Source organism: Sphingomonas faeni (genome assembly GCF_023195535.1).
GTDB classification, from domain to species: Bacteria; Pseudomonadota; Alphaproteobacteria; order Sphingomonadales; family Sphingomonadaceae; genus Sphingomonas; species Sphingomonas faeni_B.
Map to the genome: position 1 here is coordinate 188722 of NZ_JALPNF010000004.1, position 25794 is coordinate 214515.

At 65.4% G+C, this 25794-nt stretch carries 26 protein-coding genes; 11 read left to right on the top strand and 15 right to left on the bottom strand.

The window, feature by feature from the left end; all coding sequences use genetic code 11:
- The first annotated feature begins 131 nt into the window (after positions 1-131).
- From SPHN_RS10660 to SPHN_RS10690, 7 genes are all read left to right on the top strand, one after another.
- Entirely contained in the window at positions 132-566 is a 435-nt protein-coding gene (locus tag SPHN_RS10660) for a hypothetical protein (protein ID WP_248523148.1), read from the top strand.
- Between the two features lie 63 nt (positions 567-629).
- A complete protein-coding gene (gene panB / locus SPHN_RS10665; RefSeq protein WP_248523149.1) occupies positions 630-1490 on the top strand; it encodes a 3-methyl-2-oxobutanoate hydroxymethyltransferase in 861 nt (286 codons plus the stop codon).
- Positions 1491-1561: 71 nt separating this feature from the next.
- Positions 1562-2302 carry a tetratricopeptide repeat protein gene (locus tag SPHN_RS10670; RefSeq protein ID WP_248523151.1) on the top strand — a complete coding sequence of 247 codons (741 nt, stop codon included), beginning with the start codon at positions 1562-1564 and terminating at the stop codon, positions 2300-2302.
- Positions 2299-3621, top strand: coding sequence for a PQQ-binding-like beta-propeller repeat protein (locus SPHN_RS10675; protein WP_248523153.1), 1323 nt, complete (start codon positions 2299-2301; stop codon positions 3619-3621). The genes SPHN_RS10670 and SPHN_RS10675 overlap by 4 nt, the downstream gene beginning before the upstream one ends.
- A 193-nt stretch (positions 3622-3814) precedes the next feature.
- Positions 3815-5203 (top strand): ribosome biogenesis GTPase Der, encoded by a 1389-nt coding sequence (gene der, locus SPHN_RS10680; RefSeq protein WP_248523155.1) that lies wholly within the window; start codon positions 3815-3817, stop codon positions 5201-5203.
- 15 nt (positions 5204-5218) lie between these two features.
- Positions 5219-5428, top strand: a complete 210-nt coding sequence (locus tag SPHN_RS10685) for a sulfurtransferase TusA family protein (RefSeq protein WP_248523157.1) — start codon at positions 5219-5221, stop codon at positions 5426-5428.
- 82 nt (positions 5429-5510) lie between these two features.
- The gene (locus SPHN_RS10690) at positions 5511-5948 is read left to right on the top strand and encodes an Hpt domain-containing protein (protein WP_248523159.1); all 438 of its coding nucleotides are present in this window, start codon (positions 5511-5513) and stop codon (positions 5946-5948) included.
- A gap of 135 nt (positions 5949-6083) precedes the next feature.
- On the opposite strand, the gene bfr is transcribed toward SPHN_RS10690, so the two are convergent.
- The 6 genes from bfr to map all read right to left on the bottom strand — a co-directional run bounded on the left by bfr (position 6084) and on the right by map (position 12831).
- Complete coding sequence (gene bfr, locus SPHN_RS10695) at positions 6084-6599, bottom strand: bacterioferritin (RefSeq protein WP_128454522.1); 516 nt, start codon at positions 6597-6599, stop codon at positions 6084-6086.
- Between the two features lie 102 nt (positions 6600-6701).
- A complete protein-coding gene (locus tag SPHN_RS10700; RefSeq protein ID WP_248523161.1) occupies positions 6702-6872 on the bottom strand; it encodes a (2Fe-2S)-binding protein in 171 nt (56 codons plus the stop codon).
- 81 nt (positions 6873-6953) lie between these two features.
- Positions 6954-8204, bottom strand: a complete 1251-nt coding sequence (locus tag SPHN_RS10705) for a DUF418 domain-containing protein (RefSeq protein ID WP_248523162.1) — start codon at positions 8202-8204, stop codon at positions 6954-6956.
- Positions 8205-9158: 954 nt separating this feature from the next.
- Positions 9159-11387: a phosphoribosylformylglycinamidine synthase subunit PurL gene (gene purL / locus SPHN_RS10710; RefSeq protein ID WP_248523164.1), complete on the bottom strand. Its 2229-nt coding sequence runs from the start codon at positions 11385-11387 to the stop codon at positions 9159-9161.
- An 87-nt stretch (positions 11388-11474) separates the two neighbouring features.
- Positions 11475-11750 (bottom strand): BrnA antitoxin family protein, encoded by a 276-nt coding sequence (locus SPHN_RS10715; protein ID WP_248523166.1) that lies wholly within the window; start codon positions 11748-11750, stop codon positions 11475-11477.
- Between the two features lie 253 nt (positions 11751-12003).
- Positions 12004-12831: a type I methionyl aminopeptidase gene (map, locus tag SPHN_RS10720; RefSeq protein WP_248523168.1), complete on the bottom strand. Its 828-nt coding sequence runs from the start codon at positions 12829-12831 to the stop codon at positions 12004-12006.
- Between the two features lie 51 nt (positions 12832-12882).
- Here map and SPHN_RS10725 point away from each other — a divergent pair, with 51 nt between their 5' ends.
- On the top strand, positions 12883-13641 hold the full coding sequence (locus SPHN_RS10725; RefSeq protein ID WP_248523170.1) for a competence/damage-inducible protein A: 759 nt from the start codon (positions 12883-12885) through the stop codon (positions 13639-13641).
- A 148-nt stretch (positions 13642-13789) separates the two neighbouring features.
- On the opposite strand, the gene SPHN_RS10730 is transcribed toward SPHN_RS10725, so the two are convergent.
- From SPHN_RS10730 to SPHN_RS10740, 3 genes are all read right to left on the bottom strand, one after another.
- A complete protein-coding gene (locus SPHN_RS10730; RefSeq protein ID WP_248523172.1) occupies positions 13790-14215 on the bottom strand; it encodes an HIRAN domain-containing protein in 426 nt (141 codons plus the stop codon).
- Positions 14216-14365: 150 nt separating this feature from the next.
- The gene (locus SPHN_RS10735; protein WP_248523174.1) at positions 14366-14599 is read right to left on the bottom strand and encodes a hypothetical protein; all 234 of its coding nucleotides are present in this window, start codon (positions 14597-14599) and stop codon (positions 14366-14368) included.
- Positions 14600-14805: 206 nt separating this feature from the next.
- A complete protein-coding gene (locus SPHN_RS10740) occupies positions 14806-15735 on the bottom strand; it encodes a metallophosphoesterase family protein (protein WP_349238501.1) in 930 nt (309 codons plus the stop codon).
- A gap of 33 nt (positions 15736-15768) precedes the next feature.
- On the opposite strand from SPHN_RS10740, the gene SPHN_RS10745 reads away from it, so the two are divergent.
- Positions 15769-16761 carry a M48 family metallopeptidase gene (locus tag SPHN_RS10745; protein WP_248523176.1) on the top strand — a complete coding sequence of 331 codons (993 nt, stop codon included), beginning with the start codon at positions 15769-15771 and terminating at the stop codon, positions 16759-16761.
- Here the strand turns inward: SPHN_RS10745 and wecC are convergent.
- Positions 16718-18028 carry a UDP-N-acetyl-D-mannosamine dehydrogenase gene (wecC, locus tag SPHN_RS10750; RefSeq protein ID WP_248523177.1) on the bottom strand — a complete coding sequence of 437 codons (1311 nt, stop codon included), beginning with the start codon at positions 18026-18028 and terminating at the stop codon, positions 16718-16720. The genes SPHN_RS10745 and wecC overlap by 44 nt on opposite strands.
- Complete coding sequence (gene wecB / locus SPHN_RS10755) at positions 18012-19199, bottom strand: non-hydrolyzing UDP-N-acetylglucosamine 2-epimerase (protein ID WP_248523179.1); 1188 nt, start codon at positions 19197-19199, stop codon at positions 18012-18014. The genes wecC and wecB overlap by 17 nt, the downstream gene beginning before the upstream one ends.
- Before the next feature lie 143 nt (positions 19200-19342).
- Between wecB and galU the strand changes: the two genes are divergently transcribed.
- Positions 19343-20215, top strand: a complete 873-nt coding sequence (gene galU, locus SPHN_RS10760; RefSeq protein ID WP_248523188.1) for a UTP--glucose-1-phosphate uridylyltransferase GalU — start codon at positions 19343-19345, stop codon at positions 20213-20215.
- A gap of 104 nt (positions 20216-20319) precedes the next feature.
- On the opposite strand, the gene SPHN_RS10765 is transcribed toward galU, so the two are convergent.
- From SPHN_RS10765 to SPHN_RS10780, 4 genes are all read right to left on the bottom strand, one after another.
- Positions 20320-20595, bottom strand: a complete 276-nt coding sequence (locus SPHN_RS10765; protein WP_248523190.1) for a hypothetical protein — start codon at positions 20593-20595, stop codon at positions 20320-20322.
- A 208-nt stretch (positions 20596-20803) separates the two neighbouring features.
- Positions 20804-21331, bottom strand: a complete 528-nt coding sequence (moaB, locus tag SPHN_RS10770) for a molybdenum cofactor biosynthesis protein B (RefSeq protein ID WP_248523191.1) — start codon at positions 21329-21331, stop codon at positions 20804-20806.
- Between the two features lie 5 nt (positions 21332-21336).
- The gene (locus SPHN_RS10775; RefSeq protein ID WP_248523193.1) at positions 21337-23205 is read right to left on the bottom strand and encodes a lytic transglycosylase domain-containing protein; all 1869 of its coding nucleotides are present in this window, start codon (positions 23203-23205) and stop codon (positions 21337-21339) included.
- Positions 23202-23972: a uracil-DNA glycosylase gene (locus tag SPHN_RS10780; protein WP_248523195.1), complete on the bottom strand. Its 771-nt coding sequence runs from the start codon at positions 23970-23972 to the stop codon at positions 23202-23204. Before SPHN_RS10780 ends, SPHN_RS10775 begins: the two co-directional genes overlap by 4 nt.
- Positions 23973-24111: 139 nt before the next feature.
- Here SPHN_RS10780 and SPHN_RS10785 point away from each other — a divergent pair, with 139 nt between their 5' ends.
- Complete coding sequence (locus SPHN_RS10785) at positions 24112-25773, top strand: electron transfer flavoprotein-ubiquinone oxidoreductase (protein WP_248523196.1); 1662 nt, start codon at positions 24112-24114, stop codon at positions 25771-25773.
- Positions 25774-25794: the final 21 nt, after the last annotated feature.

Genomic DNA, 25794 nt, shown 5'->3' on the forward strand with positions numbered 1-25794 from the left:
AATCGACATGCTTACGCTGTCTCGACGTGCGTCCGATGTCATCCCCTTGCACGCAGCCCCTTCGAAGCGCAGTCTGTTGATCTAAAGCAATAGGCTCAGGCCCATCGGGCCGGGTTAACAAGGGTGGCGGCATGTTCTTCGTACGACAGGGGCCTTTGTGGTTTCGGCTGACCACGGGCGCCTTGGTCGCCTGGGCGCTCATCGGCTGCTTCATGTTCCTGCAACAGGTGCGGCTCGGCGCCGACGCCATGGGGAGGGCGAGTGCCTATGACCGGGCACTCAATGCGGCCCTGCCCAACTGGTACGTTCCGCTGTTCGCCGTCGCGGTGCTGGCCGGACTGATCGGCGCCGTGCTGCTGTTCATGCGCCGTGCCAGCGCCCGCCCGTTCCTGATCGCATCGCTGGGTGCCACGATCGTACAGTTCGGCTGGCTGTTCGCATCGACCGATATCGTCGCGCGCAAGGGCGCCGGCGAAACGCTCGGATTGCCCCTGGTCGTCGTCGGGATCGCGGCGTTCACGCTCTGGCTCGTCGGCCATGCCCGGCAGAAGGGATGGGCGGTTTGATCGCCCCCGGGCCGATGATCCGAAGGCTGGGCGAGCCCCGACGCGCGCGCTACTAGCATCGCCATGTCCACGACCTACACCCTCGACACCGCGACGAGTCGCGCAAACCCCACGCCAGCCCCGCTAAAGCGGCTGACGATCCCCGCGATCCGCCGCCAGAAGGGCAAGACGCCGCTCGTCATGCTCACCGCCTACACGGTTCGTACGGCGCAACTGCTCGATCCGCACTGCGACATGCTGCTCGTCGGCGACAGCCTGGGGCAGGTGATCTACGGCCTGCCGTCGACCGTGCCCGTCACGCTGGAAATGATGGCCGCCCACGGCGCGGCGGTGGTGCGGGGCAGCTATCACGCGGTCGTCGTCATCGACATGCCGTTCGGCAGCTATGAGGCGTCGCCCGAAAAGGCGTTCGAGAGCGCGGCGTTCTTGCTCAAGCAGACCGGCGCGGCGGCGGTGAAGCTCGAGGGCGGCACCGCGATGGCGCCGACCGTCAAGTTCCTGACCGAGCGGGGTATCCCGGTGATGGGTCATGTCGGCCTCACGCCGCAGGCGGTGAACGTGCTCGGGGGCTATGGCGCCCGCGGTCGCACGCCGGAGGAAGCCGCCAAGATCGTCGCCGACGCGCAGCACATCGCCGAGGCAGGCGCCTTCGCACTCGTGATCGAGGGCGTGGTCGAGCCGATCGCGATCGAGATCACCAACACCATCGCGTGCCCGACGATCGGCATCGGTGCCTCGGCGCAGTGCGACGGCCAGGTGCTGGTAACCGAAGACATGCTCGGCATGTTCGAGCGTACCGCGAAGTTCGTGAAGCGGTTCGCCGACATCGCCGACACCATTTCGTCCGCGACGCAGACCTATGCGGACGATGTCCGATCGCGCACATTCCCGGGGCCCGAGCAGGTCTACGTGCCCAAGGATTGATCCGCTTCCGTTTCGGTCCCGGCGCGGCTAAGGTCCGCGCCGTCCATCCCCCCAACATTCCGGAGTTGTCCTTGGCCCTCCCGCCGAAAACCGATGAAGCATTCCTGCGCGAGGTCGACGAAGAACTCCGTCGCGACAAACTCGCCGGGTTCTGGACGAACTGGGGTATCTGGGTCGCGATCGGCGTCGTCGCCGCGCTCGCCGCACTGGCCGGCTTCCTTTACTGGCAGCATCACAATGGCGAGGCTGCCGGCGTCGAGGGTGAGCAGCTTCAGGCCGCCTACGACTCGCTCGGCGCCAACAACGCCGCAGCTGCGGCCAAGCCGCTTGCCGAACTCGCCAAGTCGAACCGCGACGGCTACCGCGCGCTCGCGCTGTTTACGCAGGCCGACGTGCTGCTCCAGAAGGACGACCTGAAGGGCGCCGCCGCCAAGCTCGGTGCGATCGCCGCGGATACGTCGCTGGCCAAGCCGTTCCGCGATCTCGCACTCGTTCGCCAGACGTCGGCCGAGTTCGACACGCTGAAGCCGCAGGTCACCGTCGAGCGGCTTCGTCCGCTCGCGGTCCCCGGTGGGCCTTGGCTCGGCAGCGCGGGTGAGATGGTCGCGATCTCCTATCTCCGCATGAACCAGCGTCAGCAGGCGGGGACGTTGTTCGGCCAGATCGCGCGCGATACCGGCGTGCCGGAGACGATCCGTCAACGCGCGGTTCAGATGGCTGGCGTACTGGGTGTGGACGCTGTTGCCAGCACGGGCGCTACTGCCAGGGTGGTCACTCCGGCTGCATCAAACGAGGATACCAAGGCGCAATGATGAAGACATATCGGGTGACGGTCGCCGTCGCCGCGCTCGTGGCGCTCAGCGGTTGCGGAATCTTCAAGGGTGGCGTGAAGAAGACGCCGACCGTTGGCGACCGCGTCTCCATCCTGGTCTCGGAGAACGAGGTAGAGACCGACAAGACGATCGCCGACGTCCAGGTCCTGCTGCCCGCCCCCGCTGTCAACGACGCCTGGACCCAGCCAGGCGGCAACCCGGCGAAGTCGATGGGTCAGCTCGCGCTCGGCGATCAGCCCCAGCGGGCGTGGCAGGCCTCGATCGACGGCGGCTCGAACCGCCAGCGGCTCGGCGCGGCACCGGTTATCGCGGACAACAAGCTGTTCGTGACCGATGTCACCGCGACGGTCCATGCGTTTGCCGCCGATACCGGTGCTGCGCTCTGGAGCGCGGGCATTACCGAGGGCAAGCTGAACAGTGCGGCCCGCTTCGGCGGCGGGGTCAGCTATGACGACGGCAAGCTCTACGCCACCGACGGCGTCGGTGACGTCGTCGCGATGAACGCGGCCGACGGCGCGATCCTGTGGCGCGCCAAGCCCGGTGCACCGCTGCGTGGCTCGCCGACCGTCGCGAACGGCGCGGTGTACGTCCTGACGCAGGACAACCAGGTCTTCTCGCTCAACCAGGCCGACGGCAAGGTCCAGTGGGTCCAGTCGGGCACGCTAGAAACGCAGGGCGTGTTCGGCGTCGCGGCTCCCGCGGTCAGCCAGGGCACCGTGGTCGCCGGCTTCTCGAGCGGCGAACTCAGCGCCTATCGCTACGAGAATGGCCGTATCCTCTGGCAGGACGCGCTGTCGCGCACTTCGGTCACCACCTCGGTGTCGAGCCTGTCGGACATCGATGCCGCACCAGTGATCGACGGCGGCCGCGTCTATGCGGTCGGGCAGGGGGGGCGCATGGTCGCGCTCGAGCTGTCGACCGGTCAGCGCCTGTGGGAGCAGAACTTCGCGGGTATCTCGACGCCGTGGATCGCGGGCGAATGGCTGTTCGTGGTCACCGACGACGCCCGCCTCGTCTGCCTGTCGCGCTCGAACGGCAAGGCCCGCTGGATTGCCCAGCTGCCCCGCTTCCAGAACGAGAAGAAGCGTAGCAACGCGATCACCTGGTTCGGTCCGATCCTCGCCGGCAACCGCCTGGTCCTGACCAACTCGCGCGGCGAAATCAATTTCGTCTCGCCTACCGATGGCACGGTAAGTTCGACGATCGAGACGAAGACACCGTTCTCGCTGCCGCCGATCGTGGCGAACTCGACGCTCTACACGCTCGACCAGAAGGGCAAGGTCACCGCGTATAGGTGACGTCGACTCCCTCTCCCCGCCGGGGAGAGGGAAGGGGCCCGGCGCACTTGCGCGGGGAAGGGTGAGGGGCGTGAGGCTCGAATAGCTCACCACAACGCCCCTCACCCTTCCGTCGCTGCGCTCCCCCCTCCCTCTCCCCAGAGGGGCGAGGGACATAGGTGACCTTTGCCGCGACACGCGCTAAGGGCCTGCCATGTCCAAACTCCCCGTGGTCGCGATCGTCGGCCGCCCAAATGTCGGCAAGTCGACCCTGTTCAACCGCCTCGTCGGCAAGAAGCTCGCGCTGGTCGACGATCGGCCGGGCGTTACGCGTGATCGCCGCGAGGGCGACGCGTCGCTGATCGGCCTCGAATTCCGCATCATCGATACCGCCGGTTACGAGGATCACGACGCGCAGACGCTGCCAGGCCGGATGCGCCAGCAGACCGAGGCGGCCGTCGCGCAGGCCGATGTCGCGCTGTTCCTGTTCGACGCGCGCGCCGGCATCGTGCCGCTCGACGAGGAGATCGCCCGCTGGCTGCGCACCGCCGACGTCCCCGTCATCCTCGTCGCCAACAAGGCCGAGGGCCGCGCAGGCGAAGACGGCATCCTCGAGTCACTGGCGCTCGGCTTCGGTGACCCGGTCCAGCTCTCTGCCGAGCACGGCGAAGGCATGGGCGACCTGTTCGAAGGCCTGCTCCCGCTGCTCGAAGGCAAGGACGAGGTCCCTGAGGAAGAGCCCGACAACGAATATGAAGGCCCGCTGAAGCTCGCGATCGTCGGTCGTCCGAATGCGGGCAAGTCCACGCTCGTCAACCGCATCCTCGGCGAAGACCGCATGATCACCGGCCCCGAGGCCGGCATCACGCGCGATTCGATCAGCGTTGACTATGACTGGCATCCGACCGGTGGCGAAGCGCGCAAAGTCCGCCTGATCGACACCGCCGGCATGCGCAAGCGTGCCAAGGTGCAGGACAAGCTTGAGAAGATGTCGGTCGAGGATGCGCTCCACGCGGTCGACTTCGCCGAGGTCGTCGTGCTGCTGCTCGACGCCACGCTGGGCCTTGAGGCGCAGGATCTCCGGATCGCCGACAAGGTGCTGCAGGAGGGCCGTGCACTCGTCATCGCGCTCAACAAATGGGATATCGCCGAGAGCGCCTCGTCGCTGTTCAACGGCGTCAAGCGCGCGCTCGAAGACGGCCTGAGCCAGGTCAAGGGCGTCACCGTGATGACCGTGTCCGGCGCGACCGGCAAGGGCATCGACCAGCTGCTCCAGGCCTGTTTCGACACCCGCGACGCCTGGTCTAAGCGGGTCGGCACCGGCGAGCTCAACCGCTGGTTCGAGCGCGCGATCGAGGCGACACCGCCACCGGCCCCAGGCGGCAAGCGGATCAAGATGCGCTACGTCACGCAGGTCAAGACTCGCCCGCCCAGCTTCGTCATCTTCGGCACGCGCGTCGATCAGCTGCCAGCGAGCTACGAACGCTATCTGGTCAATTCGATGCGCAAGGACCTCGGGTTCGGCGCGGTACCGGTCCGGCTGATGTTCCGCGCGCCGAAGAACCCGTACGACGACAATGGCAGGGGCGGCGGCGGCAATTAAGCGGCGGCGTCCGGGATGGTTCGCATCGACGCCCGGGGTATGCGTTGCCCTTGGCCGGCGGTGCGGCTCGCCCGCGCGCTGCGTGACGGCGCGCGGCGGGTCGAGGTTTTAGCGGACGATCCGCAGGCGCCGACTGAAATCGCCGCGGTCGCCGAGGCAGCCGACGCGACGCTAGAGATCATTTTGGATGAATTTTACCGGACCTTTGTCGTAACTTGTCGGTAGTATGACAACAGTGTGTTTACCTGAAACGGGTAAGATGCTGTTCAAATCTTCATGGCGCTATTGCTCAACAGGAGAAGGCGACTTGTCGTTCGAAGGAAGCACCTTGATCAACTGGCCGGCATATTCGCAGGCGCGCAGTGAGCTGGGTGCGGGATTCGTCCGTATCCTGGGCTATTTCCGCGAGGACGGCGTGAAGTCGGTCGCTGCGATCGAGGCGGCGATGCGGTCGCTCAATGCGGCGGCGATGGTGATCCCGGCGCATACGCTGAAGGGCGAAGCGCGGCAGTTCGGGGCGGAACCGCTGGCAGACCTTGCCGAGGCGATCGAAGTGATCGCGCGCAACTGCTTGGAGATGCAGGATACACCCGAAGAAGCGCTCGAGCACATCGTCCAGTTGCGACCGCTGTTCGTCGAGACGCTGACGTTGCTGGAGCGCGAAGCCAATCCGATCGTGGCCCGCAAGCCCGCCGCCGGCGGCTTCGGGCGTCGCTCCGTCCCGACCGGGTTCGGCGAAGAGTAACACGCCGCCGAGTGCTACTGCTCGGCGCCTACTATTGATCCCGTCCGTCATCCCAGCGAAAGCTGGGATCCAGAGCCACAAATGTCGTCTCACGTGGCTCTGGATCCTGACTTTCGTCAGGATGACGGGGAAGACTCACCCCTTGAGATACGGCGCAGCGCCGGCCTTGGGCGAATCATGCTCGGAGATCGAGTTGAGCTGGATGTAGTTGTGGATCCCCATCCGCGCGATCATCTCGAACTGACGCTCGATCGTGTCGACATGCTCTTCCTCGCTGGCGAGGATACGCGCGAACAGGTCGCGGCTGATATAATCCTTGACCTCCTCGCAGTACGAGATCGCACCCTTGAGCTGGACGGTCGCCTCGACTTCGAGCGCCAGATCCGACTTCAGGACCTCTTCGACGGTCTCGCCGATGCGGAGGCGGCCGAGCAGCTGGAAGTTCGGCAGGCCATCGAGGAACAGGATGCGCTCCGACAGCCAGTCGGCGTGCTTCATCTCGTCGATCGATTCCATCCGCTCATACTGGGCGAGCTTGTAGACGCCCCAATGCTCGAGCATCCGGTAATGGAGCCAATATTGATTGACCGCGGTCAGCTCGTTCTTGAGCGCCTCGTTCAGAAATTCGATTACTTGGGGGTCGCCGCGCATGGCCATATCTCCGTCACCTCTGACGAACATGTAGCGCCGGCAATATCGCAACCGCAACCCGAAAAATGGCGGATTTCTGCGGTTTCTTAGCTGTTGCGACGCTTATGCAGCAGCGCGTTCCTCATTGATAATCGCTCGCGCTACCGATGTGCACTGACCGCATTTCGGCTGGCGGCCCATCGAACGGAACGCCTGACAGGGTGTGGTGCAACCGCCGCGTGCGCAGTTGCGAACGTCGGATTCTCGTATGGCATTGCAAACGCAGACGACCATGGGAACTCCCTAGCTGTGAGCCGGGGATACGGATAATGCGAACCACTCGCAAGCTCTTTTGCGTCTTATTCGCAAATAGCGTTATCGGCTGGTCGTAAACGCGGAACCGCGCATCGGTTGCCATTCGAACCGGGACAGGCTGCGCCAGACCCATTCGAGCGGACCGTAGCGTAGGCGATCTAGCCACGGCTTCGACCAGAGGAGCATCAGGAGCCAGATCGGCACGACCACCAGATAGAGCTGCGCACGCGACAATGCGCCGTACAGTCCGAACCCGTAGCCGTAGAACAGCGTCGTGCAGATCATGGTCGTCCCGAGATAGTTGGAGAACGCCATCCTGCCTGCTGCCGACACGCGGGTCGTCAGCCAGCCGCCGGGGCGAGCGAGCAGGATGATCGCCGCGGCATAGCCCATGATCGTGAGGGGGCGGAACGGCGTGGCCAGGGCCAGCCAAGACAGTGCGACATACCGCGCGTCGAATCCGTGGGCGATGTCGAACGTCGCTATGCCCGCATAGGCGAGCCAGCCGCTTCCGACTCCGGCGACCGCGATCACGGCATAATGCCGCCGGGGCCATTCGCCGGTCAGGAAGCCCGATCGCAGGCCCGCCATGCCGAACAGCATGAACCCGAGCGTCTCCGGGCCGGTGGCGGTCAGGGATGTGATCGGCCCGACCGCGTGCGTCCAACGCCACGCGACCAGATCACGCCATCCGCCGCTCCCTATGGCAAGCTCTCGCGCGATGGAGGTACGGGAGGGTTGCCCGAACTGATCCGCCAGCGACTGCCAGTTCGCTATCGCGCGCGCGGTCGCACCGGGCCTGTGCGCGGAGGCCTGCAGGTCGAATGTGTACGCGCTGAGCGTCGCGAGTTCGACCGTCTGGAGGGCGATGCAGGCCAGCCCGACGGCGACCAGCCAACGGACAGGCAGCCGTGCGAACATGTACGCGATCGCGCCGACCAAGGCATAATGCGCCAGGATGTCGCCCCACCACAGCAGGTACAGGTGCGCGAGGCCGAACACGAACAGCCATGCCATTCGGCGCAGGTGGACGGTCGCCGGATCCTCGCTATTCGCCTCCGCGCGGTCGATCACCAGCAGCATCGACGCGCCGAACAGGAACGAGAACAGCCCGCGCATCTTGCCGTCGATGACGATGAAGGTCGTGGTCCAGGCGATCAGGTCCGGCGTGCTCGGCCAGCCCATCGAGGCCGGGGTCATGTAGGCGAATTCGGGGAAGCCGAACGCGGCGATGTTGGCGGCGAGGATGCCCATGACGGCGACGCCGCGGATGAGGTCGAGCGTGGCGATTCTGGCGGGGGCGGGGGTCATGCGGGCAGAGTGAAGTATGGGAGGTGCAGATGCTCGCACAGCATTTCTGGGGGTGTTTCGCAGGGGCGAGTTGGCGGCTGGGATGCGGCGTGGTGGTGCTTTGATGTGGCGGGGGCGCGGCGGATCAAGCGGGAAGTGTCACCCTCTTTTGACGCTTTGCGGGTGCATGGGATTCGCAAACGCGCGAGGTTCGTGCGGGAGGGGAGGACTGCTTCGATCATCAGTCCAACGCTGGCACATTGGGGTGACGTAGGACAGCCCGAGCGACGGGCCGACGCGACGCGCCCCTGTACCGGGGCTGCCGTGACAGAATAACTCCTGGCGACACCTGCACAGCGGCAAATGTTCGTCGCCGGCCAACTCGTACTCGTACTCGTATTCGTATTCGGCACTCTGACCCAGCTCTGGCCCGCACCAACCGTCACCCCAGGGAAAGCTGGGGGATCCCCGTTGGCGCGTGCTGCGACCCGAATAGGGAGATCCCAGCTTTCGCTGGGATGACGGGGGGGGAATGGGTGACGGAGCTCGGTGGTGAGCGACTTGAATTTGGTGACGAGCGACGGATGTCGAGTGAACGCGATCGCAACGGCATAGGGTAACGCGGACAGCGAACGGACCGGCGGCAACAATACTTACCGAGGTTCAGCGCGTCATCGACAGCGCGTCGGTGTTCGAACGGACGACATCGCTCGCCTTCTTGTTCTCCCGCGAAGGCGGGAGCCCAGACTGGGTCCCCGCCTTCGCGGGGACACATGCTATGGCTCTCGGTTACTTTCCTTAGCCCGAAACCAACCACCCCGGCGGAGGCCGGGGCCCAATTGGGGGACGGTGATGGCTGGGGGGGGGGCGGCGCTTCGTTACCGCTGCCTTCCCCAATTGGGCCCCAGCCTTCGCCGGGGTGGTAGCTTTGCGGTGGGGTGGGGCGCTCTCTCAATTAACCAGCGCAGCCATGCATCAAGCCAACGCCGCGTCGACCCCCATCAGTTTCGGGAAGAACCCCTCGTGCGCAGTCCGCAGCGTATCCAGCGCGATCACGTCGTCGCGATCGGGGCGTTCGAAGATCAGGCGCTTGCCGCCAGTGCGGCCCAAGGGCTCGGCCTCGACCTCGGCAGCATGCGCCGCGCCGAGGAAGTCGAGCAGCGCATGGTCTTCGACGGTGACGATGTAGACGCCCTGGTCCTCGGCGAAGAACGCGCGCGCGCAGTCGAACGGCTGCTTGCGGTCGATCATCGCGCCGATCCCGCCGGCCAGCGCCATCTCGGCGAGCGTCACCGCAATGCCGCCGTCGGAAACGTCGTGAACCGCGGTCAGCTGGCCCAGCGCGATCGTCTCGCGGATCAGGTCGCCGACGCGACGCTCGGCGGCGAGATCGACCGGCGGCGGCGGGCCGGCGTCGAGCTGCTCACGGCCGTGGCATTCGCGCAGCCACAAGGACTGGCCGAGATGGCCGCCGCGCGTGCCGACCGCGAGGATGATGTCGCCCGAGCCCTTGAACGCGATCGTCGCATTCTTCTGCCAGTCCGCGAGCAGGCCGATCGCGCCGATCGCCGGCGTCGGCAAAATCGCGGACCCGCCGCCCGTTGCCTTCGATTCATTGTAGAGCGACACGTTGCCCGACACGATCGGAAAATCGAGCGCGATGCAGGCGTCGCTCATGCCTTCGAGGCAGCCGACGATCTGGCCCATGATCTCGGGACGCTGCGGGTTGGCGAAGTTGAGGCAGTTGGTCACCGCGAGCGGCAGCGCGCCGACCGCGGTCAGGTTGCGCCACGCTTCGGCGACCGCCTGCTTGCCTCCCTCGACGGGATCGGCAAAGCAATAGCGCGGCGTACAGTCGGTGGTCATCGCCAGCGCCTTCTGCGTGCCGTGGACGCGGACGACCGCGGCGTCGCCACCGGGGCGCTGCACGGTGTCGGCGCCGACCATGTGGTCGTACTGCTCCCAGATCCAGCGGCGCGAGGCGATGTCCGGCGAGCCCATCAGCGTGAGCAGGTCGGCGGCAATGTCATTGCTGTGCGGCGCGTTTTCGAGCGGCGCGGGCTTCGGAGTCGGCACATGCGGGCGATCGTACAGTGGTGCTTCGTCAGCCAAAGGCCCGAGCGGGATGTCGCAGACGGTCTCACCCTTGAACGTCAGCACCATCCGGCCGGTGTCGGTGACGCGGCCGATCACCGCGAAATCTAGCTCCCATTTCTTGAAAATCGCCTCGGCCTCGGCTTCGCGGCCGGGTTTCAGGACCATGAGCATGCGCTCCTGCGATTCGGAGAGCATCATCTCGTACGGGGTCATGCCGGTCTCGCGCTGCGGCACGTCGTCCATCGTCAGCTCGATGCCGACGCCACCCTTCGACGCCATCTCGACCGCGGACGAGGTGAGGCCGGCGGCACCCATGTCCTGGATCGCGACGATCACGTCGGTCGCCATCAGTTCGAGGCAGGCCTCGATCAGCAGCTTCTCCGTGAAGGGATCGCCGACCTGGACGGTTGGACGCTTGGCGTCCGAATCCTCGCCAAAGTCCGCGCTCGCCATCGTCGCGCCGTGGATGCCGTCGCGGCCGGTCTTGCTGCCGACATAGACGATCGGATTGCCGATGCCGCTGGCGGCCGAATAGAAGATCTTGTCCTGGTCGGCGATGCCGACGGTCATCGCGTTGACCAGGATGTTGCCGTCATAGGCCGCGTGGAAGTTCACTTCGCCGCCGACGGTCGGCACGCCGACGCAATTGCCGTAGCCGCCGATGCCGTGGACGACGCCCGAGATCAGGTGGCGCATCTTGGGGTGGTCGGGCCGGCCGAAGCGCAGCGCGTTGAGGTTGGCGATCGGCCGCGCGCCCATCGTGAAGACGTCGCGCAGGATGCCGCCGACGCCGGTCGCCGCACCCTGGTACGGCTCGATGTAGGACGGGTGGTTGTGGCTCTCCATCTTGAAGATCGCCGCCTGGTTGTCGCCGATGTCGACGACGCCGGCATTCTCGCCGGGGCCGCAGATGACGCGGGGCCCCTTGGTGGGCAGCTTCATCAGGTGGATCTTGCTGGATTTGTAGCTGCAATGCTCGGACCACATGACCGAGAAGATGCCGAGCTCGACCATGTTCGGCTCGCGGCCGATCGCGCGCAGGACGCGCTCATATTCTTCGGGGGACAGGCCGTGGTCGGCGACGATCTGCGGTGTGATCTCGGTCATGGGGCGGGCTTTAGCGGGGTGGGACGCATCCGTCACCTGTGCGAACCACGACAATGTGGTTTGGGACCGTAATTGCGCCGCTTATGGTTATGGCTTGGCGGCGCGCAACGTTTCGTTGATCCGCGACTGCCAGCCGGGCCCGCTCGCGCGAAACCTTTCGAGCACGTCGTTGTCTAGCCGTAGGGAGACGAGCGACTTGCCAGAGGTGACGGAGCCCTTCGGCCTACCGCGCGGCTTGCTGCCGTTCGGAAAGGCCGCTGCCAATTCCGGGAAGTCTGCGATCGGCCGCGACCGCGCGAAATCGGCTTCGGTCAATTCGGGATTGTCGTGTTCGAACGCGACCTTGCGGGTATCACCAGCCATGACGGCGCAACTCCTTCGCATGGGCGTGGCGCAGATTGGTTTAAACGAAAGCGTCGTCCGTTGCGATGGACAGCGTTGGCCTTCTCAAAATCCCGTCATCCTGACGAAAGTCAGGATCCAGGGTAACCGAGTGCGGAGCCTTGTGGCTCTGGATCCTGACTTTCGTCAGGATGACGGTTGGGGTGAGAGTGGCGCGGTGAATGAGCGACCATAGGCCAGAACCGCGGTTTGCGACGCCCTCCCGATCGCCGTATCAACCGTAAGGCGGCTGCGTGTACCCCTTCGGGCTCAGCGTGAAGATGTCGCAGCCCGTCTCCGTAATCCCGATCGAATGCTCGAACTGCGCAGACAGTGAGCGGTCTCGCGTGACCGCCGTCCAGCCGTCGTCGAGCAGCTTCACATCGGGGCGACCAATGTTGATCATCGGCTCGATCGTGAAGATCATGCCCGGCCGCAGCTCGGGGCCGGTGCCGGGCTTGCCGACATGGACGACTTCGGGGGCGTCGTGGAACAGCCGGCCGACGCCGTGGCCGCAGAAATCGCGGACCACGCCGTAGCGGTGCTTCTCGGCGTGGCGCTGGATCGCGTTGGCGACGTCGCCCATGCGGTTGCCAGGCTTGGCGTGCTCGATGCCGATCATCAGGCATTCGTAGGTGACTTCGACGAGGCGGCGCGCCTTGATAGGCACGTCGCCGATCAGGTACATCCGACTCGTGTCGCCGTGCCAGCCGTCGAGCAGGGGCGTGACGTCGACGTTGACGATATCACCCGATTTCAGCGTCTTCTCGCTCGGGATGCCGTGGCAGACGACATGGTTGATCGAGATGCAGACGCTGTGCGTGTAACCGCGATAGCCGAGCGTCGCGGGCACGCCGCCGCCTGCAATAATGAAGTCGTAGATCAGCCGGTCGATCTCGGCGGTGGTCACGCCCGGCACCATGTGCGGCACGATCATATCGAGCGTCTCGGCCGCGAGGCGACCCGCCTTCATCATGCCTTCGAAGGCGGCGGGGCCGTGGAGCTTGATGGCGCCGGTGCGCGCGTCGGGCTGGTCCGAGGTGACGGTTACATATTCGGTCATGTCGCGCGATATAGCGTGGCGGCGGCGGTTTTGCGAGGCTATGCGAGGGGCATGGTAGAGGAACGCATCTGGACGGCCGCGCTGACGATCATCGGCGACGAGATCCTGTCGGGCCGCACGCAAGACAAGAACGTCGCGCAGATCGCGGCCTGGCTCAACGTGCAGGGCATCCGCCTCGCCGAAGTGCGCGTGGTCGCCGACAAGACCGAGGCGATCGTCGAGGCGGTCAACATCCTGCGCCAACGCAACGACTATCTGTTCACGACCGGCGGGATCGGGCCGACTCACGACGACATCACGGTCGATGCGATCGCCGAGGCGCTGGGCGTCGCGGTCGAGCATCATCCGCGTGCGATGGCGGTGCTGGAGGCGTATTACGCGACGCGCGGCGGGCTGACCGAAGCGCGGGCGCGGATGGCGCGGGTGCCGGTCGGGGCAGACCTGATCGACAACAAGGTGTCGGGCGCGCCGGGGATCCGGATCGGTAACGTCTTCATCATGGCGGGCGTGCCGCACATTACGGCGGGGATGCTCGACGCGCTGACGGGCACGCTCGAGGGCGGGCGCCCGGTGGTGTCGAAGACGATCGGCTGCTGGGTCGCGGAGAGCGAGGTCGCCGACCTGTTGCGCGATGCCGAGAAGACTCACGAAGGCGTGGCGATCGGAAGCTATCCGTTCTTCCGCGACGGCAAGACGGGTGCGAACTTCGTGGTGCGGAGTTCGGACGAAGCGCTGGTCGATCGCTGCCTCGCGGACCTGACGCGCGATCTCGAAGCCACCGGGCGAACCGTCACGGCGCAGGGTATCTAGGCTTTTTAATTATCCTCTCCCGCCAGGGGGAGGTGGCGCGCAGCGACGGAGGGGGGAGGAGGTGCCGACCTCTGTTGCGTGTCCTCCCCCTCCGTCTGGCAAGCGCCAGCCACCTCCCCCTGGCGGGGGAGGATGAGGAACCGCCGCTTCACGCCCCCCACTCCGGGCCTTCGGGATCGGGATAGAACGCGTCCGGATCGAATGGCGCGACGCGACTGCGTGACCGGGCCGCCAGTTCCCCCTCCACGAGATCCGGTAGCGTCGGCGCACCGCCGCCGAAGCGGATGCGGACATAGCCCATGCTGCCGACCAGCGCCTGGAATACGACGACATGCTCCTCCTGCTGCATGCGGCGCCCGATCAGCGGCGCGCGTTCGGCGGAGAGATAGCCCATCTGGATACCGCGCAGGCTGAACACCGCGACCGCGTTGGGGTCATGCGGGTTCTTCGGTTCGCGACGCAGCTCGACGGGCTCGCCTGGCGCGCAGAGCAGCAATTCCATCCGCCGGTTGCTCTTGCTGCGATCCGTGTTGGGGAAGTCGATGCCGACCACGCCGAGCGTCAGTTCGTCCATCCCGCGAATCTCCCAGCCTTGGTGCATGACGCCTTGGCGCGCCCAGTCCGGATCTACAGCGCGGTATCGCAAATCGTCAGGCAGCGATGGACAGCAGGCAAAAAAATAGCGGCCCGAAGACCGCTATTTCCTTCAACGAAGTCGTTAGACTTAGTTGCTGTCCGAATCGTCGTCGTTGTCAGCAACGATGACGATCCCGGCTACGACTGCTGCCGCTGCCAGAACTGCGACGATGATGCCGCCTCCGGCCAGCTCGTTCTTGTCAGCCGAAACCGAACCCGAACGAACCGACTTTGCAACCGACAGATTTGCCGGTGCTGCCATGGCCGGAGCAACTGCCATCGTGGCTGCTGCTGCGGTCAGGATGTACTTCCCAAGACGCATGATGAACTCCCTTTGTGCTCGTCACGTCGCACTTGGCACGAAACCAATTGCGAGGCAACCGAGGTAACCGGTACGAAACCGAAGTGTTCCGCACTGTTGCGGCAGTGCAACACGCATCTGCCTCCTGCTATCCATAGCGGCTGGCAGGCGTTTGAGAAAGGCTAGTTTCGCGGCAAAACCGATAAGACCCTTACCAAAAATGGGGGTTATCTCGCGGGATGCTCGAGGGCCGGATTCGACCTGTCCGAGCCGTTCGTCTGCAAGTGCCAGACATCGCCGCCTTCCAATCCCAACGCGGTAAGCTTGCCCGATGCGTACGCACCGGTATCCACGCCGATGCGATGGTTGCGATGCTCGACCTCGTCCGTCATCGTATGACCGTGGACGATGGTTTTCTCGAGCTTGTTGCGATGCTCGAGAAATGGATCACGAATCCATCGAAGATCGGAGGAGCGCTGCCGATCCAGCGGCGCATCCGGTCGAACCCCTGCATGGACGAACGCATAGTCGCCTATGACGATCATGTCCTCGAACGCGCTGATGAATGCGCGGTGCTCCTGAGGGACAAGTTCCGCCAGGCGATGGACGAGTTCCTCATAGTCCAAGCGCTCATATTCGGTCGCGTCCATCCCATAGCTCAGGATGGTCTCCCGCCCGCCGATCCGGCAGAACAGACGGAGCGCCTTGGGCTCGCCGTCGAGCGCGCCCAGGAAAATCTCTTCGTGATTGCCGAGTAGAAAACGGACGGTGCCGCGGGTTTTGGAAAGGTCGATCAACCGATCGATGACGGCGGCGGAAGCCGGACCGCGATCGACGATATCGCCTAGGAAGATCAGCGTCGTCTCGGCGGGCCCGCGTTGGGCATCGTCCGCATCGATCAGCGCGATCAGTTCATCGAGCAGTTCGACACAACCATGAATGTCCCCGACGGCATAGACCCGCTGCCCTTCCGGCACGACAGATGTGGAGGTCTTGGACGCGGTGCGGGACTTAAAAAGCTTGGAGATCATGATGCCGACAATGTGTGGAGGCCGGTATCGAACGGCAATACCGTAGAGACGCGGCGCATACGGGGTAAAGCGGCGGGTCGCAATGTACGCGTGTCGATCTGCCGGCCCTTGCGCTGCGAAGCGCATGACGTGTCGATCGAACAGGTCTAATGCCCGTGGATGACCCTCATCGCCCGACTGCTGCCGCTTCTCCTGCTGACCGCTGCGGCCCCTGCCAAGGATGCGGCCCCTGCACCGGGGTTCTTCGAGGCGCTGCGGGCAGCCGATTTGCGCCTGGCGACGATCGCGTATCGCCTCACGACGGCCAACGCGCCGTTGTGCGACAGGCTTCAGCCGCAGGTTGGGATGCCGATCCATGCGCTGACCCAATATGGTCCTGGCACCCGCGATGCGGCGGCGGCGGCATTCGGGTTCGAATCGATGATCGGCGTGGAGGGCGTGGTGGCTGGCGGTCCTGCGGATCGTGCCGGGGTCGTCGCGAACGACTCGCTGGCAGCGATCGGCGATCTCGTCTTGCCGGGGTTGCCGGCGGCGAACGTACCGGAAAACGCTGCGAGCCGGGATGTTGCGGAGGCGGCGATCGCCGACACCCCGCTGCGCCAGGTACTGCGGCTGACCGTGCTGCGGAGAGGTCAGCGGCAATCGATCGCCGTGACGCCGGTAACGGGCTGTCGATCGCGGTTCGAGATCCTGCTCGGCAGTGGTCTCGATGCCAGCGCGGACGGGTCGGTGGTACAGATCGGCGAGCGTTTCTTCGATGGCTATACCGATGCCGAGATCGCGGTCGTCGTGTCGCATGAACTCGCGCACAATATCCTGCGCCACCGGGCCCGCCTCGACTCGGCGAAGATCAATCGCGGGTTGCTGGCTGAGCTTGGCCGCAATGGCCGGCTGATCCGCGAGACCGAGGACCAGGCCGATCTGCTCGGAATTTATCTCCTCGCCAACGCTGGGTACGACCCGATGTCGGCACCCAGTTTCTGGCGGAGCAAGGGTGGCATGGTCGACGGCGGACTATTCCGAAGCCGTACGCACGCGTCGTCCAAGGCGCGTGCAGACACGCTCGAAGCCGTCGCGCGGTCGATCGCGGCGAACCCGGTCCGGCCGATCATCCCGCCGGTTGTCGCGACGCGGGACGTGCCGTTGCGCTGACGGAGGGTCGCGGCTGGTCGGGCCAGATACCGCGTGTGTCGAGCACCGCCTTGTCGACGCGCTCCTCAAGCGGAATCGATTTGAAAACGTCATGGTCGACCAGAACGACCATGATCGGGCAGGTTTCGATCGCGGTGTCGACGTCGATCAGCGTCGCGCCGGTGTCCGCCAGGGCCGCGGGCAACGTTCGGGCATAGGGCTCGACGATCCGTACGCGGTCGCCAAAAGCGCGGGCGACGGCTTGCGCAACCTTTAGCGCGGGGCTTTCGCGGAAATCGTCGATGTTGGCCTTGAACGCCAGGCCCAGGCAGGCGACCTTCGCATCCGGCATCGATTCGACCAGCGCGGCTACCTGCGCGATGACGTGGTCGGTCTTGCCGTCGTTCACTTCGCGCGCGGTTCGGATCAGCGGTGTCTGGTCGGGCGCCGCATGGACGAGGAACCAGGGATCGACAGCTATACAGTGCCCGCCGACGCCCGGCCCTGGCTGAAGGATGTTCACGCGCGGATGGCGATTGGCGAGGCGGATCACCTCCCACACATCGACCCCCATGGTGTCCGCGATCAGTGACAATTCGTTTGCGAACGCGATGTTGACGTCTCGAAACGCGTTCTCGGTCAGCTTCGTCATTTCCGCCGCCCGCGCCGTCGTCGTAACGCAGGCGCCGCGGACGAACCGGCGGTAGAAGGTTAGGGCCTTGCGCGCGCATCGTGGCGTGATCCCACCGATGACGCGGTCATTGTCTATCAGTTCGACCAGAATGCGACCGGGCAGGACGCGTTCGGGACAATAAGCGATCGCAATGTCCGCCTGTTCGCCGGTTCGGCCGGGCACGCGGATATCGGGACGCAGCGTCGCCAGCAGATCGCGGACCTGTTCGGTGGTACCGACCGGCGAGGTCGATTCGAGAATGATCGTATCGCCGGGTTTCAGCACGCCGGCGATCGTCGTCGCCGCGTCCAGGACATAGCCGATATCGGGCGCGTGATTGTCGTCGAACGGCGTCGGCACCGCGATGACGAAAACGTCCGCAGGCTCGATCGTCATCGATGCGCGCAGCGTGCCGCGGGCGACCACGCCCGAGACAAGCCCGTCGAGGTCGACTTCTTCGATATGCACGCGTCCCGAGTTGATCGTCTCGACCACCGATTCGGTCACGTCCACGCCGAGTACGCGCGCACCGGTGCGCGCGATCACCGCGGCGGTCGGCAGCCCGATATAGCCCAGGCCCATGACGACGACGGTGAGTTCAGTCTCGGTCAGCATGTTTGGCGTTTCCCTTTGCGGTCTCGGGTGCGGTGGTGGCGATGGTGCCGAGACCGACGAAGTCGGTGACGATGGCGGCGATGCGTGCGGCTGCTTGGCCGTCGCCGAACGGGTTATGCGCGCGCGCCATCGCCGAATAGGCGACAGGATCGTCGAGCAGGGTGAAGATTTCGGAAACGATCCGGGCCTCGTCGGTCCCGATCAACCGGGCGGTACCGGCGGCCACGCCTTCGGGGCGCTCGGTCGTCTCGCGCATCACCAGCACCGGCTTGCCGAGCGCCGGCGCCTCTTCCTGCACGCCGCCAGAATCGGTCAGGACGATATCGGCCATGCTCAGCGCCCGGACGAAATGCGGGTAGTCGAGCGGCTCGATCCGCGCGACGTTGCCGCGATCGCCGAGGATCGCGTCCATGACCGATACGACGTTGGGATTGGGATGGACGGGAAACAGGACGGCGACATCGTCGCGTTCCGCTATGCGTCCGATCGCGCGTGCGATCGACGCCATGCCGTCGCCGAAATTCTCGCGGCGGTGCGTCGTGACCAGGATGATCCGCTTACCTGCGAACCGCGTGGCGATCTCGTCGAGCCCGGCGGCGAGCGAGGGGTCCGCGGCGACCTTGGCGCTGGTCCAGTGCAGCGCGTCGATCACGGTATTGCCGGTGACGTGGATCAGGTCGGCCGGAATCGTCTCGCGACGCAGGGCGTCTGCCGACGTTTCGGTCGGCGCCAGATGCAGCGCGGCGATCGGCGCCACGATTCGGCGGTTCACCTCTTCGGGCCAGGGATGATAGATGTCGCCCGATCGCAATCCGGCCTCGACATGGGCGACCGGGACCTTCCGGTAATAGGCGGCGAGCGCGCCGGTCATCGCGGTGGCGGTGTCGCCCTGGACGATGACCAGATCGGGTCGCTCGGCATCCATCACTTCGCCCAGCCCGGTGAGCAGGCGGGCCGTCAGGCGGTCCAGGGTCTGGCCCGGTTCCATCAGGTCGAGGTCGATATCGGGCGTTATGTCGGCGATCGCCAGCACCTGATCCAGCAACCCCCGGTGCTGCGCGGTGACGCACGTCCGCACCGCAAGTCCCGGAATTTCGGCCAGGGCGCGGATGACGGGAAAGAGTTTGATCGCTTCGGGACGCGTCCCGAAAATTACGAGTATCTTTGACATGGAACCTTCCTAACCCACCGCGTTTAATGACGCGCTAACCGGCTACGACGTTTCCTCGATCGGGCGGTCCGATTTGCACGGGACCGTAACGATCGGTAGTTGGTGGCTGGAGTGTTGATGCAAAGATATCACTGGAGATCCGAATGACCATAAAGCCATTGCGCAAGGCTGTGTTTCCGGTCGCGGGACTCGGTACCCGCTTCCTGCCTGCCACCAAGTCGATGCCGAAGGAAATGCTCACCGTCGTCGACAAGCCCTTGATTCAATACGCCGTCGAGGAAGCCCTGGAGGCGGGGATCGAGCAGATCATCTTCGTAACCGGGCGCGGCAAGGGCGCGCTCGAGGATCATTTCGATATCTCGTACGAGCTTGAGGCGACGATGCGCGCGCGCGGCAAGTCGCTCGATGCGATCAGCCATATCCGCATGAAACCGGGTTCGCCGGTCTATGTCCGCCAGCAAGAACCGCTCGGCCTCGGCCACGCCGTATGGTGCGCGCGCGAGATCGTCGGCGACGAGCCGTTCGCGGTATTGCTGCCGGACGAACTCATGGTCGGCAAGCCCGGCTTCATGAAGCAGATGGTCGAAGCGTATAACCAGGTCGGCGGCAACGTCATCGGCGCGCTCGAAGTGCCCGATTCGGAGACCGACAAATACGGTATCATCTCGCCGGGCGCGATCGACGGGCGCCTGACCGAAGTCACCGCACTGATCGAGAAACCCAAGCGCGGCACCGCACCGTCGAACCTGATGATCCCCGGCCGCTACATCCTCCAGCCCGAGGTTATGCGGATCCTGGAGACGCAGGAGAAGGGCGCCGGCGGCGAGATCCAGCTGACCGACGCGATGGCGCAGCTGATCGGCAACCAGCCGTTCCACGGCTTCACCTTCGATGGCCAGCGCTATGACTGCGGCGACAAGGCCGGGTACATCCAGGCAAATCTGGCGATCGCCCTGTCGCGCGACGACATCGGTCCGGCCGTGCGGCAGTTTGCCGAGCGTCTGCTGGCGAACTGATCGGCGGCTCACGACGGATATAGCGTCCCTCATCAGCAGGGGGGCCGCTGCGAAGAGCGGGGCGGCACCGGCAAGGTGCCGCCCTCAGGCGCTATCCGTTATGTCTACTTCTGCGCCACCACCACGCTGGTGTTCGGGATCGCCGTCTGCGCCAGGTCGGTCTTCGGCATGTTGAGCCCTGCGACGCTCCACTGCGTTGCGGTCCGGCACGTCGTTTTCCGAAGATGACTGCCGGTGACGGCGGGATCGGTGACGCAATATTTCTGCGTCTTCGCATCGTATTTGAGTTTCGTCGTCGGCTGCGTCTCGGCAGCGAGGCTCGGCGCAGCGGTGACGAGAACGGCGGCGGCGATGAAGCTGTTCAGGATGAGCGATGGCATGATGGCGTCCTTCGGATCGTTGGTGTCGTAACCCGATTGGGCTACGCAACGACCGATGCATCGTGTGTGCCAGTTTAATAATACAGCGCTACACCTGGGACAAGCTACTCAGCTTCTTGCATATTTTTCCGCACACCGCCGTGTCGATGGAATGCATGTTCCGCACGTCGCACCATCATCTGGCACGAGATACAGGAATTTGGCGCGTTTAGCGCTCCAGCAACCGCGGCATGAGCTCGACGAAATTGCAGGGCCGGTGTCGGCTGTCGAGCTGATCGCGCAGGATCCCGTCCCAGCCATCCTTCACCGCCCCGGTCGAGCCCGGCAGCGCGAAGATATACGTGCCCTTCGACACACACGCGCACGCGCGCGACTGTACCGTCGAGGTGCCGATCGTCTGGTAGCTGAGCATGCGAAACAGCTCGCCGAAGCCCGGAATCATCTTTTCGGCAACCTGCTCGATCGCCTCCGGGGTCACGTCGCGCCCCGTCACGCCGGTGCCGCCGGTGGTGATGATGCAATCGACCTCCGGATCGCCGATCCACGCATGCAGCCGCGAGACGATCGTCTCGACATCGTCCTTCTCGATCCGGCGATCGGCGAGCACGTGGCCAGCCTCGGTCAGCCGCGCGACGAGCGTGTCGCCCGAGCGATCCTCGGCCAGCCCACGCGTGTCCGACACCGTCAGCACGGCGATCCGCACCGGCAGGAAAATCCGGCTCTCGTCGATCGGCATGAAACTCAGTCCGCGCGCGTGATGGTAGAGGATTGCGGCCCGACGCTAGCGTTCACCGCGACCGTGCTGGCGCTCGCCCGCGCGTTGGGCCGGGCGTTCATCCGTACCGCGGTGGCACCCGGCAGGCCGGGGAAGCGCGGCCACATGCCCTGCGCCAGCGCATTGCGGCTGACCGACGCCTTCTTGCCGCCCTGCGCCTCGTACATCCAGTAATTGCGCAGCACGGTGGTCACGTAGCCCCGCGTCTCCCAATACGGAATGCTCTCGATATACAGCAGCGGATCGCCGTTATCATGGACGATCGCGTTCCAGTCGCCGACCGGACGTGGCCCCGCATTATACGCCGCGATCACCTTCGGCAGCAGCCCGCCGGTAACGCCCGCCATGTCGCGCAGCCGCTCCAGATGACGCTGGCCGACATCCATGTTGGTGCTGGGCTTGGTCAGCGCTTTCACGTCGATCGAGGTGCCACGCTCGCGCGCGAAATCGGTCGCGGCGGCGGGCATGATCTGCATGAGACCGTACGCGCCGGCCGGGCTCTTCACGGTATTGCGGAAGCGCGATTCCTCGAGCGTGTGCGCGTAGACCAGCGCCTTGTCGATGTGCCAGCCGCTGTCCGGCGTCCAGTTCGGCGTCGGATAGCGTGCCTCGGCGGTCGACGTCACACCCTGCGGGCAATTATGTGCGAGCCACACGGTGGTCGCGGGCAGGCTCAATGCTTCCGCCACGCGGACCAGGTTACCGAACTCGCGCGGGTCGCCGATCTTGGCCTGCTGGCGGATCACCGTATCGGCCAGATCGGTCTCGCCGACCTCGACCAGCGCCGCTGCGACGCGCACGTTCGGACGCTTGCCGACGACCTGCCAGTCGCTGGCGACCAAGCCGCCGACCGACGTCCCCTTGTCCTTCATCGCCAGTTGCTGGCGCGCGAGCTGGCCGTAGAAGCTCTCGCCGAACTGCGCCGCCGCCTTTAGTCGGCCCTCGATCTTGTCGGGGCGCGAGCACACCATGTCCGCACGCGACGCCCAGTATAGCGCCGCCGCGCGAAGATCGACGTCGCCGGCCCGCGCCGCGACACCCTCGAACCCGGATTCGGCATTCGCACAATCATTCTGACGCCATGCCGACAGCGCGCCGACCCAGCGGCCCTGGACCGCCCAGTCGCCGACGCCGTCCTGCGCCTTCGCCGCCATCACGCGTGCGTTGACGTCGTCGCCTTGCAGGAAATAGATCCACGCGATCTTCTGTTGCCACTCGGTCAGCGCCTCGGGGGTGAGCCCGGGTGTGCTCTCGAGCAGCGACTGCGCCTCGCGGCCCATGTCCGCCTTCACGTAGGGCTGCATCTTGAGCGCGAGATCGGCGGCGATCATGTCGCCCTGCAGGCTCTTGGCGCGGACGCGACGCGGCGCGCCGTCCTGCCAGATCAGCCGTTGCGCGGTAGGCAGGGGCGGCAGGTCGACCGCCCCGCGCACCTTGGCCAGCCGTGAAATCTGTTCGGCCTCGGGCAGTTCGGGCGCTTCGTTGAGCAGCGCGACGAGCGGCTCCATCTCGATCCTGGGCGAGCCCTTCGCGGTGTACATCTCGGCGCGCGCGATCGCGTGCAGCGGGCCGGGCTTCATCGTGTCGAGCTGGATCTGCGCGTCGGTCCACTTGCCGTCGCGGATCGCCGCGAACACCGTCTTGTACGCCTCGCGCTGACCCGCATCGAGCTGGTCGGGGATCTGCTCCAGCGTCGGCGCGCCGACCAGCTGCGGCGTCCCGAGCCGCGCATCGCCGCCCGGCTCGCCCGCAACGGCCGCCGCCAGCGCCGGGAAGGGGAGGGCGCTGAGCCCCAGCGCGATAGCCGCCCAGGAAACCGATCGGGTCCGAATCATCTCACGCCCTCTTGCGATATCTGTTCGCGCATCAGCATCTGCAAATCCTTCCAGGCCTCGGCCTTGGCCGCTGGCTTCTCGATCAGAAACCGCGGGTGAAAGCTCGCGACCACGTTCGTCATGTGCGACGCGTCACCGACCCCTGTTTGTGCGGTCTTATGGTTAAACCCATGTAAACGCCCGCGCGCGGCCTGTAATTCCGTCCCGAGGATTGCACGGCTCGCCGCATTGCCCAGCAGCAGCAACCGCTTCGGCGCGACCAAGCCGATGTGATGCTTGGCGATTTCCGCAAGCCGCTCCTCGACCTCGCTCTGGATCCGCCCCGCCGTCGGCCGCTTCGCGCACACCGCCGCGAGGTGCACCTCGTCGCGGGTCAGCCCGATCGCCGCGAGCATCTTGTCGAGCAACCGTCCCGACGCGCCGCTGAGCAATGCGCCCGCATCGCCGTCGTCGCGGTCAGGGCAATCGACAAGCACCATGACCGTAGCGTCAGCCGGCCCGGTCGCGGTCAGCGAAACCCCGCTCCAGTCGGCTTCCGGAACCTCGGCCCCGGTCCGCCAGTTGAGGAAATCGGCGAGCGTAAGCGGCATGACCGACGGCGCAGCAACCGGTGTAGCAAGTGCGGGCTGGGTAACGACGAGCGGCTCGGGAGCGGCGAACCAGTTGCGCGGGACGTCGTCGACCAGCGTGTCGACGCCAGCCTCGTGCCACCAGTCGAGCGCGCTCGCCGCGGCGTTTCGCCAATCGATGGTTTGGTCCGCCCCCATCGGGTAACCTATGCTGCACGGTTGACGTGGCGGTCAACTCGCGCAATCGCCATATTAGCCAAGACGGTGTCCGCCCGAGCCCGGACGAACGTAACGTTCGGGAAGTGGGGCAAATAGGGGAGATCCCCGGGAGACGATGATGACGACACGTGAATCGATGCCCTATGATGTGGTGATCGTCGGCGCAGGTCCGGCGGGGCTTTCGGCAGCGATCCGTCTCAAACAACTGGCCGCCGAGAAGGACGCGGAGATCAGCGTCTGCGTGCTCGAAAAGGGCTCCGAAGTCGGCGCGCATATTCTCTCGGGCGCGGTCATCGATCCCAAGAGCCTCGACGAGCTCCTGCCGACCTGGCGCGACGACGGCTGCCCGCTCGCCGAGGTTCCGGTGACCGAGAACCATCACTGGATCCTGAGCAAGACGAAGAAGAGCGAGATGCCGCACTTCGTCACGCCGTCGTTCATGCACAACAAGGGCACGTACACGGGCTCGCTCGGCAACCTCTGCCGCTGGCTCGCGGGCAAGGCGGAGGAACTCGGCGTCGAGATCTTCCCGGGCTTTGCCGCCGCCGAAATCCTGTTCAACGACGACGGATCGGTGAAGGGCGTCGCGACCGGCGACATGGGCGTCGCGCGCGACGGCACGCACAAGGGCGACTACACGCCGGGGCTCGAACTCCACGCCAAATACACCTTCTTCTCGGAAGGCTGCCGCGGGCACCTAACCAAGCAACTGATCGCCAAGTTCGCGCTCGACAAGGACAGCGATCCGCAGGTCTACGGCCTCGGCATCAAGGAGCTGTGGGACATCGATCCCGCGCTCCACAGCCCCGGCCGCGTCATCCATACGCAGGGCTGGCCGCTGACCGAAACCGATGGTTCGAACGGCGGTGGCTGGATCTATCACCAGGCGAACGGCCAGGTCTCGATCGGCTTCGTCACGTGGCTCAACTACACCAACCCGCATCTCTCGCCGTTCCACGAGATGCAGCGCTGGAAGACGCATCCCGAGATCGCCGCGCTGCTGAAGGGCGCTAAGCGCGTCAGCTACGGCGCGCGCGCGATCAGCGACGGCGGGCTTCAGTCGATCCCTAAGCTGGTCATGCCCGGCGCGGCCCTGATCGGCGACAGCGCCGGTTTCCTCAACGTGCCGCGCATCAAGGGCACGCATACCGCGATGAAGTCCGGCATGATGGCCGCCGAGGCCGCGGTCGAGGCGATCGTCTCGCAGCGCGGTCACGACGAGCTCGCCGCCTATCCCGAGGCGTTCGAGCGGTCGTGGGTCAAGAAGGAGCTGTCGGTCGTCCGCAACGTCGTGCCGCTGGTCAAGAAGTTCGGCGATCTGGTCGGCTCGGGGCTCGCCGGCATCACGATGTGGCTCGAGCATCTGGGGATCAAGGTGCCCTTCACGATGCACCACCATCCCGACCATGAGAGCCTGTGGCGCAAGGACCTCGTCAAGCCGATCGCCTATCCCAAGGCCGATGGCGTCCTGACGTTCGACCGCCTCTCGTCGGTGTTCATCTCGAACACCAACCACGAGGAGGACCAGCCGGTCCACCTGACGCTCAAGGATCCGGCGGTGCCGATCGAATACAACCTGCCGATGTACGACGAGCCCGCGCAACGCTATTGCCCGGCCGGCGTTTACGAGGTGGTCGGCGAGGAAACCGGCGACCCGAAGTTCGTCATCAACGCGCAGAACTGCGTCCACTGCAAGACCTGCGACATCAAGGACCCCACCCAGAATATCAACTGGGTCGTACCCGAGGGCGGCGGAGGCCCCAATTATCCCAACATGTAAGCGTCTGTTTCTCGCACTAGG